General features: G+C 39.3%; 15 protein-coding genes. All 15 read right to left on the reverse strand.

Annotation, left to right across the window (positions count from 1 at the left end; translation table 11 throughout):
* Positions 1–62: 62 nt before the first annotated feature.
* Genes hisA through CVS97_RS05020 form a run of 15 tightly spaced genes read right to left on the reverse strand, consistent with a single transcriptional unit; the run spans position 63 to position 17,263 of the window.
* Positions 63–773 carry a 1-(5-phosphoribosyl)-5-[(5-phosphoribosylamino)methylideneamino]imidazole-4-carboxamide isomerase gene (gene hisA / locus CVS97_RS04950; RefSeq protein ID WP_107770757.1) on the reverse strand — a complete coding sequence of 237 codons (711 nt, stop codon included), beginning with the start codon at positions 771–773 and terminating at the stop codon, positions 63–65.
* On the reverse strand, positions 773–1,384 hold the full coding sequence (gene hisH, locus CVS97_RS04955) for an imidazole glycerol phosphate synthase subunit HisH (RefSeq protein ID WP_107785290.1): 612 nt from the start codon (positions 1,382–1,384) through the stop codon (positions 773–775). Before hisH ends, hisA begins: the two co-directional genes overlap by 1 nt.
* Before the next feature lie 16 nt (positions 1,385–1,400).
* A complete protein-coding gene (gene pglF, locus CVS97_RS04960; protein WP_107785291.1) occupies positions 1,401–3,182 on the reverse strand; it encodes a UDP-N-acetylglucosamine 4,6-dehydratase (configuration-retaining) in 1,782 nt (593 codons plus the stop codon).
* A complete protein-coding gene (gene pglE / locus CVS97_RS04965; protein ID WP_107785292.1) occupies positions 3,183–4,274 on the reverse strand; it encodes a UDP-N-acetylbacillosamine transaminase in 1,092 nt (363 codons plus the stop codon).
* 49 nt (positions 4,275–4,323) lie between these two features.
* Positions 4,324–4,914, reverse strand: coding sequence for a UDP-N-acetylbacillosamine N-acetyltransferase (gene pglD, locus CVS97_RS04970; protein ID WP_107785293.1), 591 nt, complete (start codon positions 4,912–4,914; stop codon positions 4,324–4,326).
* Complete coding sequence (gene pglC, locus CVS97_RS04975) at positions 4,901–5,506, reverse strand: undecaprenyl phosphate N,N'-diacetylbacillosamine 1-phosphate transferase (protein ID WP_107785294.1); 606 nt, start codon at positions 5,504–5,506, stop codon at positions 4,901–4,903. Before pglC ends, pglD begins: the two co-directional genes overlap by 14 nt.
* Complete coding sequence (gene pglA, locus CVS97_RS04980) at positions 5,499–6,614, reverse strand: N,N'-diacetylbacillosaminyl-diphospho-undecaprenol alpha-1,3-N-acetylgalactosaminyltransferase (RefSeq protein ID WP_107785295.1); 1,116 nt, start codon at positions 6,612–6,614, stop codon at positions 5,499–5,501. The genes pglC and pglA overlap by 8 nt, the downstream gene beginning before the upstream one ends.
* A gap of 2 nt (positions 6,615–6,616) precedes the next feature.
* Positions 6,617–8,716, reverse strand: a complete 2,100-nt coding sequence (locus tag CVS97_RS04985; RefSeq protein WP_107785296.1) for an STT3 domain-containing protein — start codon at positions 8,714–8,716, stop codon at positions 6,617–6,619.
* Positions 8,709–9,833 carry a glycosyltransferase gene (locus CVS97_RS04990; protein ID WP_107785297.1) on the reverse strand — a complete coding sequence of 375 codons (1,125 nt, stop codon included), beginning with the start codon at positions 9,831–9,833 and terminating at the stop codon, positions 8,709–8,711. The genes CVS97_RS04985 and CVS97_RS04990 overlap by 8 nt, the downstream gene beginning before the upstream one ends.
* Positions 9,830–10,873, reverse strand: coding sequence for a glycosyltransferase (locus CVS97_RS04995; protein WP_107785298.1), 1,044 nt, complete (start codon positions 10,871–10,873; stop codon positions 9,830–9,832). The genes CVS97_RS04990 and CVS97_RS04995 overlap by 4 nt, the downstream gene beginning before the upstream one ends.
* Entirely contained in the window at positions 10,870–11,928 is a 1,059-nt protein-coding gene (locus CVS97_RS05000; RefSeq protein ID WP_107785299.1) for a glycosyltransferase, read from the reverse strand. The genes CVS97_RS04995 and CVS97_RS05000 overlap by 4 nt, the downstream gene beginning before the upstream one ends.
* The gene (locus tag CVS97_RS05005) at positions 11,925–12,857 is read right to left on the reverse strand and encodes a glycosyltransferase family 2 protein (RefSeq protein WP_107785300.1); all 933 of its coding nucleotides are present in this window, start codon (positions 12,855–12,857) and stop codon (positions 11,925–11,927) included. The genes CVS97_RS05000 and CVS97_RS05005 overlap by 4 nt, the downstream gene beginning before the upstream one ends.
* Positions 12,858–13,619, reverse strand: a complete 762-nt coding sequence (locus CVS97_RS05010; protein ID WP_107785301.1) for a glycosyltransferase family 25 protein — start codon at positions 13,617–13,619, stop codon at positions 12,858–12,860.
* On the reverse strand, positions 13,620–15,137 hold the full coding sequence (locus tag CVS97_RS05015; protein WP_107785302.1) for an MATE family efflux transporter: 1,518 nt from the start codon (positions 15,135–15,137) through the stop codon (positions 13,620–13,622).
* Positions 15,137–17,263: an STT3 domain-containing protein gene (locus CVS97_RS05020; protein WP_107785303.1), complete on the reverse strand. Its 2,127-nt coding sequence runs from the start codon at positions 17,261–17,263 to the stop codon at positions 15,137–15,139. Before CVS97_RS05020 ends, CVS97_RS05015 begins: the two co-directional genes overlap by 1 nt.
* Between the last annotated feature and the right edge of the window lie 2 nt (positions 17,264–17,265).

A 17,265-nucleotide genomic window follows, 5' to 3' on the forward strand; every position in this document is an offset into this window, starting at 1 on the left:
TAATATCCTTTTAGTAAAAATTGCCCTATTCTAGCTAATTTAAATTTATAAAAGCTTTAACGCTATCTAAGTAGTTTAAAGGCCTCTTTTAGGTCAAGTAACCCTTCATAGTAGGCTTTTCCAACTATTACGCCACTAATCTCATTTGTGGCTTTTAGCATCAAAATATCATTTATATCACTCACGCCACCACTTGCTATCGTCTCAAGCTTGCTATTTCTAGCTATTTGCAAGCTAAACTCAACATTGACTCCGCCAAGCATTCCATCCTTGTTAATATCGGTGCAAATCACAGCTTCCACGCCAACATCTGCAAATTTTCTTGCAAGATCAACTGCTTTTATATTTGAGATCTCACCCCAACCTTGCACGGCCACATAGCCATCTTTTGCGTCAATGCCAACTACAACTCTATAAATTTCAGCCATTTTTGCTGTAAATTCTGGATCATGAAGGGCAACTGAGCCAAGGATCACCCTGCTAACTCCAAGGTCCAAATAGCGCTTTATACGCTCTTCATCTCTTATGCCACCACCCACTTGGACGCTTAAATTTGTAGCCTTTGTAATCTTTTCAATTGTTTTAAAATTTATCGTCTCTCCAGCAAATGCACCATCTAAATCAACCACATGAAGCCATTTTGCGCCATAATCTTCAAATTTCTTAGCAAGTTCACTTGGCTCGTTGCTATAAATTTTTGCACTTTGCATAAGACCTTTGCTAAGTCTAACCGCTTGTCCCTCTTTTAAATCAATCGCTGGAAAAATTTCCATCATAACCTCGCAAAATTCTCTAAAATTTTAAGTCCAGCTTCATGACTTTTTTCTGGATGAGGCTGAAAGCCAAAGATATTTTCATGCCAAACCGCACTTGTAAATTCATATCCATAAGTCGTCTTTGCCAGTGCAAATTTATCATCACAAACCACGTGATAGCTGTGTACAAAATATAAATACTCAAGCTTTTTTAGTCCTAAATTTAATGGGCTATTTTGCTTAAATTCCAAAGCGTTCCAGCCAATGTGAGGTATTTTTAATGGCTTATCGAAATTAGTTTCATTAAATTTTACGACCTCTCCAGGCAAAAGAGAAAGCCCCTCATGCTCGCCAAACTCAAAGCTTCGCTCAAATAAAAGCTGCATACCAAGGCAAATACCAATAAAAGCTTTACCGCTTTTTACAGCTTCTTTTACGGCTTCGTCCATGCCGTTATTTTTTAGCTTTGTCATCGCCTCACCAAAAGCTCCAACGCCTGGCAAAACAATGTGCGAATACTCTTTTAAATTTTCAGGCTTACTTACTAAGGCACATTTTTTGTCAAGAAAATCAAAAGCATTTATCACACTTTTGATGTTTCCAGCCCCATAGTCAATTATCGCTATCATTGTTCTTTGCCTCTAATTAGCCTTTTAAATTTAGTGCATGATTAAACTCTGGCACGATCACCTTAAGAGCAGGTGCGATCTCATTATCCTCAAGCTGTAAAAGCTCACTTATCTGCGAGTTTAAAAGCACTAAATCGTAAGGCTCTGAATGCGTTACAAAGATCGATTCATATTTTGTTTGCACATCGTCTTTGTTGATAAGTAGCTCTTCATAAAGCTTCTCGCCTGGTCTAAGACCCACAAATTCTATGCCCAAATGCTCTTTATTTGAAAGAAGAAGCATCTTTTTAGCAAGATCGACGATCTTAACAGGCTCGCCCATATCAAGTACGAAAAGCTCTCCACCTTTTGCGATAGAGGCTGCTTGAAGGACTAGCTGACAAGCTTCTGATGTAAGCATAAAGTATCTTGTGATCTCTGGGTGAGTGACGCTTAGTGGCTTATTTGCAGCGATCTGCGCTTTAAATTTAGGTATGACAGAGCCGCTTGAGCCAAGGACGTTACCAAAGCGAACGCAAACTATCTCGCATACACCTGCTTCATTTGAATTTAGTGCGTAAAGCTCGCAAACACGCTTAGTTGTACCCATTATGTTTGTTGGGCGCACAGCCTTGTCTGATGAGATCATGACAAATTTCTTAACGCCATATTTTTTAGAAATATCGACTGCATTTTTTGTGCCAAGGATGTTGTTTTCAACTGCTGAGCGAGGATTTAGCTCGCAAAGTGGCACGTGCTTATATGCAGCCGCGTGGATAACGATCTCGGGTTTAAAGTCAGCAAAAACTTCTTCAAAATCCTTTAAATTTGTGATATTTACAAGCTTGCTAATAGTTCTTTTATCTTTTGTATCTTCGCCTATTTTATAAAGGTTAAACTCGCTGTGCTCGACCATTACAAGCTCACTTACACCAAATTTTAAGCATTGCTTACAAATTTCACTTCCTATGCTACCGCCAGCTCCAGTGACAAGCACTCTTTTATCTTTTAAGAAATTTGAAATAGCCTCTGGATTTAGGTCTTTTGGCTTTCTAGCAAGTAAGTCTTCGATTGAGATATCCTTGATCGGCTCATTTTCGATAAGAGAGAAGAGCTTCATATCTCTTATGCCATATCCGCTTAGCTCATCAACTAAGGCTTGAAGCTCATCTTGATCTAGCGCAAGCGCAATGATAGCGGTCTTTGCATCATAATCTTTTATAAGGCTTGGTATCTCTTTTTTATCTTGCACTAAAAAACCATCACAATAAGTACCAACAAGATCACTCCTGCCATCTACCACTCCAACCGCGTAGTAGTCAAGATACCCTTGTTTTAAGCCACGCAAGACGTGAAGCGCTTTTGACGTTGCGCCTATAACGATACAAGGCTCACCTTTGTGAGGTTTGTTTGAAAAGTCAAGCACCATGCGTTTTGAAATTCTTAAAAGCCCAACAAGTAAGCATGAAATAAGAAGATCAATGAAAATAACGCTTCTTGGATATGGATTTAAAAAATCTTGAATGATAAAAAAAACGATCGTAAATAAAACCGCTGAGCAAACGTGAGCTAGGAAAATTTTCCTTGCTTCGTTTAATCCAAAAAACCTCCACGGCACCTTGTAAATTTTAAACATCCACATGAAAAATAGTTTAAAAACGATCAAAAATCCAGCCGTTACAAAAAGCCCTTGCACGTAGATATCTGGGATGTCGGCGTTAAATCTTAAAAGATAAGCCACATATATCGAAAAGATAAATATAAAAACATCGCCAAGAAGGAAAAATACGAGCCTTTTTAACTTCGTTGCATGAAACATTTACGCATTTTCCTTGACTATTTTTATCACTCTTTCTTGTGTCTGTTCGCTCATATCGCTGCCACTTGGCAAGCAAATTCCTCTTGAAAATAGATCTTCGCTATATCCATCTATAAAGCTTAACGCACCCTTAAAGACAGGCTGCAAGTGCATAGGCTTCCAAAGTGGGCGACTCTCAATATTTTCATCTGCTAGTGCTTTGATAACTTTTAAATGTGCATCTTTTTTAGCAAAAACGCCAGTTGTGAGCCATCTGTTACCACGAGAATTTGGCAGTTCTGGCATAAATTCTAAAATATCGCCAAGCTCTTTTTCATAAATTTCAAAGACTCTTCTCTTTTGCTCGACTCTTTTTTCCAAAACTTCCATCTGAGCCACGCCAATAGCACCTAGTACATTGCTTAAGCGATAGTTGTAGCCATAGTCTTTGTGCTCGTAGTGAAGCAGTGGCTCTCTAGCTTGAGTGCTATAAAATCTAGCTTTTTCTACAAATTCCTTGTCGCCAACTAGCATACCTCCGCCTGAAGTGGTGATTATCTTGTTGCCGTTAAAGCTATATGCACCCATCACGCCAAATGTGCCAAGCGCCTTACCGCCGTAAAATCCGCCAAGTGCTTCAGCTGCATCTTCAACCAAATCGATGCCCTCATTTTGGCAAATTTCACAAATTTCTTTTATCTTTGAAGCTTGGCCGTAAAGATGAGTGACGACTAATGCCTTTGGCTTTTTAGGTAAATTTGAGATTGCTTTTTTAAGTAGTTCTGGGCTTAAATTCCAACTCTCATCGCAGTCTATGAATACTGGAGTTGCTTTTTCATAAAGTATAGGCGAGACTGAAGCCATGAAAGTAAAGCTAGAAGCTAGTACAAAATCACCCTCTTTTACGCCAAGGACGCGAAGTGCTAGGTGAAGCGCCGCAGTTCCAGCGCTTAGTGCAAGCGCATCTTTGGCGCCAGTATAAGCCTTTATGCTATCTTCAAATTTATTGACATATTCGCCAAGTGGCGCTATGTAGTTGCTTTCAAAAACTTTTTTTATATATTCCTGCTCTTTTCCACTCATATTTGGTGGAGATAAAAAAACCCTATCCATTTTCATACCTTTCGTGATTTTTTGGCGATTTTAGCACTTATTTTTAAATTTATATCTTAGCGCGCTCACATGCAGGCACGCCATACGCCTTTATGCCGTCCTTTATATCTCTAACGACCACGCTTCCAGCGCCTATGATGCAGTTCTTGCCGATGCTTATGCCTTGAATGACGCTTGAGCCAATGCCAACGTGCGTAAATTCACCCACACTAACGTTTCCAGCAAGGGCTGCATTTGGGCTGATGTGAGCAAATTTGCCTATCGCGCACTCATGCTCTATCACCACACCAGAGTTTATGATAGCGCCCTCTTTTATGCAAGCTTTTGCGTTTATCACGGCATTTGGCATGACGACCACACCTTTTTCTATCACAGCACTTTCGCTCACAACCGCACTTTTATGGATCAAATTTACTATCTCAAAGCCGGCAGCCTCCACCTTTTGGCTGATCTTTTGCCTAGTTTTGTTTTCGCCAATAGCTATTATAATGTCAGCTTTTTCAAGCTCTGGGCTAAATTTACGCTCGCTAGCGTCATCTAAAAAAACTATCTCATCATAGCCATTATTTCTAGCGATGTCAGCTACGACTAGCCCGTGACCGCTTGCTCCGTAGATGTAAATTTTCTTAGTTTTTGCCATTAAATTTCTCCGTCGTCGCCTGCCCCTCTTTGCTGACACCACTTCGTTTTAGCACCTTTTCGATGGTCTGTAATGCGATCTTTACATCAAGTATAAAGCTTAAATTTTTAGCGTAATAGACATCATACTCAAATTTTTTCTCCCAGCTTATGGCGTTTCTGCCATTTACCTGCGCTAGACCCGTGATACCAGGGCGCACGTCGTGGCGGTGCTTTTGCGTTTCGTTATAGATGGGTAGATACTCAACCAAAAGCGGCCTTGGTCCAATAAAGCTCATATCGCCTTTTAATACGTTAAAGAGCTGTGGTAGTTCATCAAGACTAAGAGAGCGGATCAGTTTGCCAAATCTACCAAGCCTTTGCTCATCTGGCAAGAGCTCTCCATTTGCGTCACGCTCATCACTCATCGTCTTAAATTTATAAATTTTGAAAATTTTCTCATTAAGACCTGGTCTTGCCTGCGTAAAAATGACATCACGACTTACCTTAAAATAGATAAAAATCGCCGTTGCTATGATGATAGGTGACGTTAAAATGAGCAAAAACAAAGCCCCCAAAATATCAATCAACCTTTTTAAAAAATTTCTATACATCTATAAATTTCCTATAAATTTCTATATATCTTTTTGCGATTTGCTTCTCGTCAAACTCGCTAACCGCCCAGTCCCTGCCATTTTGCCCAAGCTTAGCGCAAAGCGCCTCATCGTCAAGCAAAATTTTTATTTTACTGGCAAGATCACTTGCGTCTTTTACCTTGCATAAAAGTCCGTTGTAGCCATCCTTTACTGCCTCGTTGCAGCCTGTCACGTCGCTTGCAACGACTGCTTTTGCCATGCTCATCGCCTCTAAAACCGTTCTTGGAAAGCCCTCTTTGTAGCTAGGAAGTGCTAGCAAATAAGAAGCTTTTAAAAGCTGTGGTATGTCGTTTCTAGCGCCAAGATAACGTACTTTGCCACCTTTTAAAAAGCTCTCATCTGCGGTTGATTTATTGCCAGCAAAGCCCTCGCCCACAAAGACAAATTCGCAGTTTTTGTAGCCATTTAAAATTTCTGCTGCCTCGTAAAATTCTCGAACGCCCTTGTGCCACATGGCTCTTGCGATCATTAAAATGACTTTTTTTTCACCCAAGTCTGCCGCTTGCGTGATAGCTGGGTCAAATTTAGTAGTATCCACGCCGACACTTTTTATGCGGCAAACTTTACTTTTATCTATCAAATTTTTAGAGATCAGATAGTCTGGATCTGCGTCATTTACGAAGATGCAAGCATCAGCCTTTGCAAAGGAAAATTTATAAAGGCTCTCCATAACAAAACGCACAGCCTTTGTCTTAATATCATCGTCTATATAAAAGCTGCCAAGGCCTTCAACTAAATTTATCACATGCTTTATACCAGCGTTTTTGGCAGCAAACGTGCCAAAAACATTTGACTTGTGAGCGCCAGTTTGCAGCAGGTCTAAATTTAGCTCGCCCAAAATTTGAGATAGTTTTTTTGAGTTATTTATGATGGTTAGCGGATTTAGACTGGCTTTGTCAAGCTCGTAAGTAACAGAGTGAAAGCTTTTAGCAAGCTCATCAGTAAAATTTCCTTTTGGAGCGATAGCAAAAACCTCATGCCCCATATCTTTTAAAGCCTGCATAATAGGGCGTCTAAAAAAGTGTATGCTCATGTCAGCGTGGCTTAAAAACCCTATCCTTGCCATTTTTACCTCTTTAATTTATAAATTTTTGCCGCCCCATCAAGTATGACTGGCTCAAAAATTTTTGGATCGTACCTTTCAAGCACAAAAAGCTGGATGTATGCGCTATTTAAAATACTCTCATCAAGGATGATAAACCTACCATAATCTCTCATAAAAATGACAGAAATATTTGAGCTTTCGTTATTTTTATACTCTTTGACATTTAGCTTGCCAGCCTCGTTATAATCAGTCTCTATGAAAGATTTAAGAGGCAAGATATTGCCATCATAGATTAAATTTGTGACATCACTTGTGAGCGTAAATCCACCATTTAGTCTAATGCCATTTTCATTTTGCGAGATCGCTCTTGTGACGATAAAAAGGCCGTTGTTTAAATTTTTACCACTTTTTAGATCAATCTTGCTAAATTGCAAAATGGTCGGAAAAATACCAAGCATCCTATCTGGCAAGTAGTAGTAAATATCCCTAGTCTTTGCTGGTAAGCTAAAATTTGCCTCTTTTATATCGCTAAAAAACTGATCGATGCTTGCATTTCTCTCTTTTAAAATTTGAGCCAAATTGCCATTAAATCGCTCTTTAAAATTTCTCTCTGTGTACTCAACATCAAGTCTTGCCATATTTGCCGAGCTCATCTCGTCGCTTCCAAGCGCAAAGCTCACGGCAAAATTTTCACGTCCAAGGTGCTTTCCACCATCAATGAGCGTCTTAACATCGCTGTAATATCTGATCGGATATCCATAGTCCCACCACGCAACTACGTAGTCCTCGCGCTCTGCGATACTTTTTAGCTTGTTTAAAATTTCAACCTCTTTGTGTACAAAAACGGGCTCAGCCTTGTAGCCATAGACATGAATAAGTGCTGGAGTTAATGCAAGTACGGTTATGACGGCTCTTGATAGGCCTAAAACTAAGCCTTTTAGCTTTAAATTTGAAAGTATAAACTCTACTAAGTAGCCAAAGCCAAGTGCCATGATAGGCACAGCATAAATAGTAAATCTAAGGCCACTTTTAAAGGCTAAAAAGCCAAGTGCTAGCATACCAAGCGAGACGGCAAACGAGCGGTGTTTGTAGCAAAAAAGAGCAACGCCAGCAAGCGAGATCAAAAATGTGATGACATTTGCGCTGATCCTCTCGCAAAATAGCGTAAAATCAACGATGCTTGACTCTTGGATGGTTTGATTGACATTAAAAAAGTGAAAGCTCATGCCACTTAGTTCTGGGCTTCCCCTAAAGACGTAAAATTTAAGCTGAAAGATTATCGGATTTAGTCCGCCACGAATTACAAAAACAATAAAAACAACTGCCAAAATGCCAAGAGCAATTTTTAAATTTATCACCTCTTTTTTAAAGAGGCAAAGTACATAAAAGGCAAATATCACACCAAATTTAAGTGATAGATCAAGGTTTGAAATGGCAAGTAGAAGCAGCGAAATTTCAAGGTAAAAAAGTGGATTTTTCCTATCAAAAATAAGCGTATAAAGTAAAAATAGCCCAGTTAAAATGCTAATAAGCGAAAATGCGCTCGCATACCACCACATATAGATAAGCACGCTTAAAGGTGCGATTATTAGGCTCTTTGCGTCCTTTTTCTCAAGTACTCTAATAAGTCCCCAGACGACAAAGACGCTAAGTGGGATGATGAGCATGTCAGTGTCGTAGTATCCTGCCATAGTGCGGTTATAGTAGCTATTTGCGACCACTGCAAGAAGTGCGGCGATGAAGCCAGCAAATTTTAGCTTATACTCATTTGCGATTAAGATAACTGGTACAGCGACAAGCGATGAGAAAAATACGCTCATATAAATCATCGTCGTCTCAAGCTTGACGCCCAGAAATTTCACGATCCAGTAAGTAAGCGTCGAGAGCGGATAGCCGTAGTAGCTAAGGTCGTTTTCTTGGTGAAAGCCAGCTAGCATGTCTCTTGCCCCCTCGGCAAATGCGTAGCCATCGTTTGTGCTGATCATTAGCTCGTTGTTCCAGAAAAAGACTGGATACTCGCTCGCCCAAAAGACCCAGTAGAGCCTACAAACCATACCAAAAAAGACTGCGACAAATATCATCAAGTATAAAGAGTAATTTTTAAAAAATAAATTTCTATTCATTAGGATTTTCCAAAAAATTTATAAGCTCGCTCGCTATATTTTCACTATCAAAAGATTTAGCCCGATTATACGCAACCTTTTCAAAATTTTGCCTTATCTTTGGCTCGTTAAGCACCTTTATCATCGCCTCTTTCATCGCATTTTCATCATCAACTGGCACCAAGATGCCAAACTCGCTCTCGCCCAAAAGCTCCTTTGCACCGCTTTTATGCTCGGTCGAGATGATAGTTTTTTCACATGCTAGTGCTTCAAGCAAGACATTTGAAAAGCCCTCAAAACGCGAGGCACAAAGCAAGCAAGAGGCATTTTTTATATGTTTAAATGGATTTTTATCAGTGCCAAGGAGCTTTACTCGCTCACCTACACCAAATTTATCTATTAAATTTTGCAGCTCGTCCTTTAAAGGTCCTTTGCCAAGAATGCCAAGCGTGGCGCGAGGGTCGTTAATCGAAGCTATTATTTTTATTAGCATAGCTTGATTTTTACCGCTATCAAGGCGGCCGATATTTATGAAAAATGGCCTAAAATCACTCTCAAGTGGCTCATCTTTTAGCAAATTTATAGTTTTTAGATCAAGAGCGTTATAAAGCACCTTTGTTTTGTCCTCGCTCATGCCAAAATTTCGCACTAGATCATCTTTGTTGCCAGCTGCATTTGCTAGGATTAGATCAGCTTTTTTATAAAGATGAGCGAGTAAAAATTTATTAACCCTGCCGCTTAAATCGTCTTTATATAGGATCGATGGACAGCTTCGCTCGCTGATAACTAGCCTTGCCCTTAGCCCTAATATCCTAGCAACCCCAGCGATATAGCAAGGGCGGTTCATCAACACAAACTGCGTGTCGATGCCTAAGTTTTGACAAAGATTTTTATACTTAAAGGCAAGCATTGGCATCGCTAAAAAGAGCCTTGCAAGCTTCTTTAGTCCACTCTCGTAAGGATCGCTATTTTCTATAAAGTGGATCTGCACCTCGCTTGGGATCTCATAGGCGATGACCTTGCTCATTAAGATAAGATGAACTTCATAATGTTTGATCAAAAATGGCAGCAAATTTGCCACATTTCGCTCAGCCCCGCCAGGCCCCATCGAGTATAAAAAAACGGCTAATTTTTTCACTTGCTAACAACCTTTTTTATAAATTCTCGCCACTGCTTGATGATGTTTTCTTTGCTAAATAAATTTGCACTTTCGCCGGCATTTTCTGCTAGTTTTTGCCTTAAATTTTCATCTTTTAAAAGCATTTCAAGCTTATCTTTTAGATCATTTGCGTCGCCATTTTTAAAGATAAGCCCGTCTATGCCGTCATTTATAAGCTCTCTTGCGCCCACAGTGTCGCTACTTAACCTAGCGCAGTTAAAAGCGCCTGATTCTATTAGTACGTTTGAAAGCCCCTCGCTTCTTGAGCAAAGAGTAAAAATTTTTGCCTCACTATAAAGTTTACTAACATCGCTCATATGGCCTAAAAATTTGACGTTAAGTCCTAAATTTGACGCCATTTGCTTCAGTTCAGCCTCCTGCCTACCACTGCCTGCGATCTTTATCTCCCAGCCATCAAGCAAGCTCTTATCCACCTTGCTAAGCGCCTCAAAATAGAGATCATAGCTCTTTACCACCTCCAGCCTTGCCACGCTTAAGATGACGTTTTGCTTCTCATAAATTTCAGGTATGTCGATAAAAAGCGGGTTGTGGATGACCTCGCAATTTTTGGCAAATTTATAGTAGTTGAAGTCGCTTTTGCTTAGCACGCTTAAGCCATCTACAAATTTATACGAAAAGTCACGCATAGCGCTTGCGATTTTGCTTTTTAAGTAGCTGTGTTCGTGATGTTCGGTCGCTATTAGTTTGCTCTTTAGCCCCAAATTTGCCAGCACGCAAGCGACGTTTGTCCAGTCTATAAAGCTAATTATGAGATCAGCCCTTTGCTCTTTAAAAAGCGCTCTAAGAGCGAGGATTTTTTTAAATTTTAAAGCGAGCCCTGAGCCAGTGATGTTAAGGTTTATGATCTTTATTTTTTTGCTAAATTTATAAAGTCCAAGGTCCTCTTCAAGCAAAGCGATAGTGATCTCATTGTCTTTGCAAAGCTCATTTGCAAGCACGTTTAGCACGCGCTCAGCTCCGCCATTTCTAAGCGCAGCTATTACAAAAAGAATTTTCACTTCACACCTCCAAGCCTTAAAAGCTCCAGCCATTTTTTATAAATTTGCTCCACGCTAAACTCATCAAGTCTAGCCCTTGCATTTTTAGCAAATTCGCCCATTTTTGCCTCATCTTGTAGTAAATTTGCAAGCTTTTCGCTCATCTGATCAGCGTCATTTATTTCGCAAAGCAAGCCATCAAAGCCATTCTTTATAAGCTCTTTTGCTCCACTTGTCCTTGTCGCAACCCGCACGCAGTCATAGTTTATCGCCTCTATCAAAGTGTTTCCAAGACCCTCGAAATTTGAGCAAGAAAGCAGCACCTTTGCCCTTTTATAAAGCGAAGCGATGTCGCTTACATTGCCTAAAAACTCTACATCAGCACCCAAGCTTTTAGCTAAATTTTCTAAATTTGCTCTCTCTCCGCCATCCCCAGCGACAGCAAATTTATAGCCGCTTTGCTTTAAGTTTGCAGCCACTCTTACAAACATTTCGCAGTTTTTTATCTTATTTAGCCTACCAACAAAGATGACTAAATTTTCTTTAGCAAAGCCCTCACTACGCACCTTTTCAAAGAGCGGGTTGTAAATTTTCATCACATTTTTGCAAAATTTAGAGTAGTAGCCTAGATCCTCGTCGCTTAGGACGCTAAGTGCGTTTGCAAATGGATAGCTTATACGTCTTAGCACCTTAAAAATAGCTCTTTTTGGCGCAAGATAGTTTGTGTGCTCGCTTATAACTATAGGCGTTTTTAGCCCAGCCGAGCTAAAGAGCACCAAGGTATTTACGGCGTCTAAAAATGATATCACAGCATCAAATTTGCCCTCTCGTATGAGCGCTCTTAAGGCAAGCACCTTTAAAACTCTCTTTTTTAAATTTCCAACCAAGCCAAGCTCATCAGCCCCAACGCCCAAATTTATGAGCTTTACACCGCTTGCTAGCTCGTAAAATGGCTCATCTTTGTCAAATTTAACAAGGCTTACCTCGTGATCCATGCTAAATCTTGATGCGATCACCGCGCAAACTCGCTCCGCACCGCCACTTCTAAGCGTTGATGTGACAAACAATATCCTCATACGCCAAACCTTTGTTTTATCTTCACTCTAAGCTTTGAAAGTGCTGGTAAAATGCCACTTGGAAGCGGGCTAAGCAGCAAAAAAATAAACGCTTCTTTGCTAAATTTAATGCTAAGACTTTTAAAGATACACCTTAGCATAAGGCCATATTCGCCTGCTATTTTGGCGTAGTAAGCGGCGTTTTTATACTGCATAGCTAGAAATTTTGGCTCGTTTTTGATAGCGATATCGTAGTGCAAATTTGCAGTTTTAATGTAAGCGTTTGCCACGTTTAGCGCGTGCTTGCTGGCATTTAGCGTCGCACTGTCGCTTCTTGCGATGCGGTAGATGTAAAGTGGCTTTTTAAGATAAAAGACATTTTTTTCAAAAAAGCGGATGTAAAGCTCATTTTCGCCACCAAAACTGCTCTCATCAAACCTAAAGCCGTCTATAAATTCACGCGAAAAAAGCTTAAAATACTCGCCATTTATCCGCCCGCAATGATAATCAACCTTGCTCATCGCCTCACTCTTGCTATATGGGCTTCTACCAGCCACAACCTCGGTCATCACGCCATCTTTTTCGCAGATCGCGTCTGCAAAAACGCACGAATACTCGCCACTTTTTAAAATTTCATAGCACTCTTTGATAGCTTCAGATAAAAGCTCATCGTCATCGTCAAGCAAGCAGACAAACTCGCCTGTTGCGTTATCAAAGCCGTTATTTTTGTTGCCATTTGGGCTCTTTTTGTGAGCACTATTTTTTACAAATTTGATCCTTGCGTCGTTAAAACTCTTGCAAATTTCTCTCGCGCTCTCGTCATCGCCGTCATCTGTTACAACTATCTCTAGGTTTTTATAGCTTTGAGCTAGAGCGCTTTTTATGGCCTTTTTTAAAAGCTCTGGACGCTTATAAGTCGCGGTTACTATGCTGATTAATGGCTCGTTCATCTAGCCTCTTTTAAAAATTCTCTCATAGCCTTGAAGCTTTTCAAGACGTGAGAAAAGTATAAATTTAAATGTTTTTATGTAGGCCTTTAAATTTGCGCTGTATCCTCTCTCAAGGCGCTCGCTCTCGATGTTTGAGCCACTTAGATCAGTTGGGTGCGAAAAAAGGTCGCAAAAATACATCTGCATATCATTAACGCCAAGCAAATAGTCCCAAACATCGGTCGTACAAAGCGCACGCTTATGAATTTCAAGCAAATTTTTAGCACTTTTTTTAGTTAGCACATAAGCCCCTGCTCTATAAATGCTTGAAAATGAGTGCTTTGAGACCTGCCAAAGCGGCTTGCTTAGGCTGATATCCACCTTTTTGCCAAAGGCGCTAAACCTGCCCTCTAGCCCATCTTGCATGCCACATATCAGCACGCTGTTTTCAGGCATCTTGCTAGCTGCCAAAAAGGCCTCTTTTATGTCCTCATCACCCCCTATCACGTCGTCTTCAAATATAAGGGCAAATTTGGATTCACTCGCCAAAAACGCTTCATAAGCCTTCACGTGCGAGAGCGAGCAGCCAACCTCTGCTGGGCTTAAAACCTTGCCGTAAGCTTTAAATGATGGCGAAATGATCTTATAGTACTCCCTCGCGTTTAACTCCCTGCCGTCTATTGCGTCTATTAGTTTAAAGCTATCATAAAAGCCAAATTTCTGCTGCAAAAGCTCGCGCCTTTTGGTATCTTTTGCCAAAGAGATCAGATAAATTTCATCCATTTAAGACCTTTTAAATTTTTTTAAAATTTTACGCCAAACTATGCCTCGCTCGTAAGCATTAAAAAACAAAAAATATCCCAAAACATAAGCTACGCCAGCGTATATCGCAGCAAAGATAGCAAATTTTAGCCAGTTATCTAAGCTCACAAAGTCCTTGCAGGCAAACATCGCAAGCACGCAGAGCGCAAAAACGGCTAAATTTTTAAAATAAACCCCGTAAAAAGTGGTGAGTTTCACCTCTAAATTTAAAGCAGCATTTATAAGGTCAAAGCCAAGAATTCTTATGCTATAAAAAATGGCTGCGACGACAACGATGCCATAAACGCCGTAGCCACTAAATTTAAGCAGGGCGATCTGTGCTATGATCGTGCTAACGCCAAGGATAGTATTAGCAATGGCTGGTCGGCGAAGCTTGTTTGTCGCGCTATCAAGGTTAAAAAGCGAAAAAACAAAGCTTATAAATACGATCGGCACTAGCGTAATCATCGAGACGCTATAGATAAATTTAACCTCATCTGTGCTTTTAAAAGGTAGCCAAAGCGTGTAAAAATCAAGCCCAAAAACGACGAAAAATGCAGCCGGAGCGCTCATCACAAAGGCGATCACTTTCATTGAAAATTTAGCCTCTTTTATGAGGTCCGTGATCAAATTTTTAGAGTAAAGCTCGACAAATTTTGGCGCAAAGATACCGCTAAGCTGCGCTACAAAACTCTCAAGTATGATAGGAGCGGCCTTGGCGACAGAAAGAAGTCCTGTGGCATTTGCATTTACGAAAATGTTGCAAATAAATAGATCCATGCCCGTTAAAAGTATACGATTTAGCGCATTAAAGCTATTCCAAATGCCAGAGCTTAAAAGCTCTTTGATCTTAGAAAAGTCAAATTTACTAAGGCTAAATTTTAGCTCTGGCGTGATGCGAGCTGACATAAAAATGGTGCTAAAAAAGACAAAAAGGCTAGCAACTAGCGCTGAAATGGCGATATATGAAATGAACGGCTTAAAAAAGAAAAAGAGCGCCACGATAAGAACCGCTAGGATCGCGCTTGAGATGGCATTTCTGATGGAGAGTAGATAGAGCTTGTTTGTCACAAAGGTGCAGACTGTCAAAACGCCGTTAAATAGGCCGACGCAGAAATTTATAAAGTAAAAAACAAGGGTCATTCTCACGTCAAAGAGTAAATTTTCAGGGACATTTAAAAAGCTTTGCAAATTTAGTATAAAAATGGAGCTAAGCACCACAACAACGGCGCAAAAGAAGATATTTACAACAAGCACTGATGAGTAGTAGGTGTTTGCAAGGCTTAGGTCATTTTTGTGCCACGCATGAGCGACAAAGCGCCCACTAACCGAGTTTATGGCTACACTTACGACTGCTGCGTAGCTAACGATGGCGTTGCTAAGACCCACAAAGCCAAATGCCTCGTTGCCAAGGCTTTTTAAGATAAATGGCGTAAGAAAGAAATTTATGCCCATTGATACGACAAAAACGACGATTGAGCTTATTAGATTGATTAGCATTAGACTTTTAACCTGTAAATTTTTACGCCACTTGAGATGACAAATGGCTCAAAGTATCGCTCATCAGCTCGCTCAAATATAAAAAGCTGCACAAAAGATGAGTTAAAAGCATTTTCATCAAGCAACAATATCCGCGCATAATCTTCCAAAAAAACCACATAAATTTTAGCGCTTTCATCTATGATTTTTTCATCTATTCGCAAATCTCTTCCGGCACCTTTTACTTTATAAAATGATTTTACGGCTATTTTTTCGCCGTTATGCATGATAAATTTTTGTTCATTTGTAGGCAAAGTATAGCCATCTCCAAGGTCGATACTAGCTTCGCTAACGCCATTTAATGCACTAACATGATAAAAATCCTCTTTTTGCCTTTTACCAGTTGTAACGTCAATATAGCTATATCTAAAGATATTTGGCGCGATGTCAATCATATTTGGTACAAGATAGTAAAAAACCTCTTTTTTTGCAGCTGGAAGAGTGAAATTTTCGCTTTCAAGCTGACTTAAAAAAGTATTTATATCGCTTGTGTTGTAGTCTTTTAAAATTTTATCTATTGGCCTTATATTTTGCTCAAGTGAGATGTCATTATACGTAACTGCCACTCTTGCAAGTCTAGCCGAAAATGCCTCATCTTTTCTCAAAGCAAGGCTAACAAAATAATTATTTTCGCCACCTTGTCTACCAGGATCGTTTAAAGTCATAACATCAGCGAAATACCTTATAGCATACCCGTAATCCCACCATGAAAATACATAATCATCGCGCTTTGCGACCTTTTTGAGCCCATCAAGCGCTACTGCTTCATCATGGCTAATTACAGTGTTTGGCCTATATGAATAAGCAAAATCTAAATTTATAGCAATGGCAACTACAGCAAAAACTAAAAATGATAAATTTTTAATGGAATTTCTAAGATCAAATAAATTTAAAAAAAAATGCAAAAAATACCCAAAACCAAGCGCAACAAGTGGTGTTACATACATAACAAATCTAACTCCGCTAAAAAAAGAGAGGAGTCCAAGTCCAAGCATTGGCAAAGTAAGTAAAAATGGACGAAATTTAAAGCAAAGTAGCAAGTATCCAATAATAGCTGCCAGTAATATAAGAATATTTCCCGACATGAAATAGATAAAATACAAAGGACTAGCACTTTTTACTTCGCTGATGAAATTATATTCATTTATAAAGTGAAATTTATCGCTAAGAATTTCATTACCTTTAAAAACATAAATACCCATTTTTGAAGTAATGAAATCAAAACCACCAAAATAGATAAAAATAGCTAGCATTAAAGTAAGAAAAATGGCTAAATTTCTAGCTGAGAGTAAATTTTTATATTTGCAAAAAAGAGAGAAAAATAAAGCAATAACTGCTAAATTAAAAATTAAAATTTTATTTGCTATTAGTGGATCTTTAGTAAAAGCATTTGAGCTTACGATGCTTATAAACATAAAAAATATCGCTTGATAATTTTGCAATCTATCTCGCATAAAAACTAGCGTATATAGTAAAAACATAAAGAAAATACTTAAAATAAGTGCATATGAGCTTTGATACCACCAAAGATAAAGCGACACAAAGACTCCAGGCAAAACAATAAATTTTTGTTCATTTGTGTTTAAAAGCCTGATCAAAAAATAGATGATAAAAAGCGCAAATGTGACATTTAACATGTCGCTATCAAAATATCCAGGCGATGTCCTTGAAAGATAGCTTGGCAAGATAACGCTCATAAACGCTGCCACAGCCCCAGCTTTTAGCGCCTTAAACTCATTTGATATCAAAACAACTGGAAGTGCGATAAGAGGAGCTAAAAAGACGCTCATGTAAAACATCACGCTTTCGATCTTAAAAGGAAAAATTTTGCAAATATAAAAAACTATAGTTGAGATTGGGTGATTAAAGGGGCTAAAGTCATTTTGCTGATGAAAGCCAACCAGCATATCTCTAGCACCTTCTGCGTAATAGTAGGCGTCATTTGTCGTAAGCATAAATTCGCCATTAAAGTAAAACTCTGGCATATCCTTTGCCCACAATACCCAAAGCATTCTAGCCGCAAATCCAAACAGATAAGCAGCCAGAAATATAAGTAAAATTTTACAATTTACGCTTACTTTGTGCACTA

It is taken from the genome of Campylobacter concisus (genome assembly GCF_003049735.1).
Classification (GTDB): Bacteria; Campylobacterota; Campylobacteria; order Campylobacterales; family Campylobacteraceae; genus Campylobacter_A; species Campylobacter_A concisus_AN.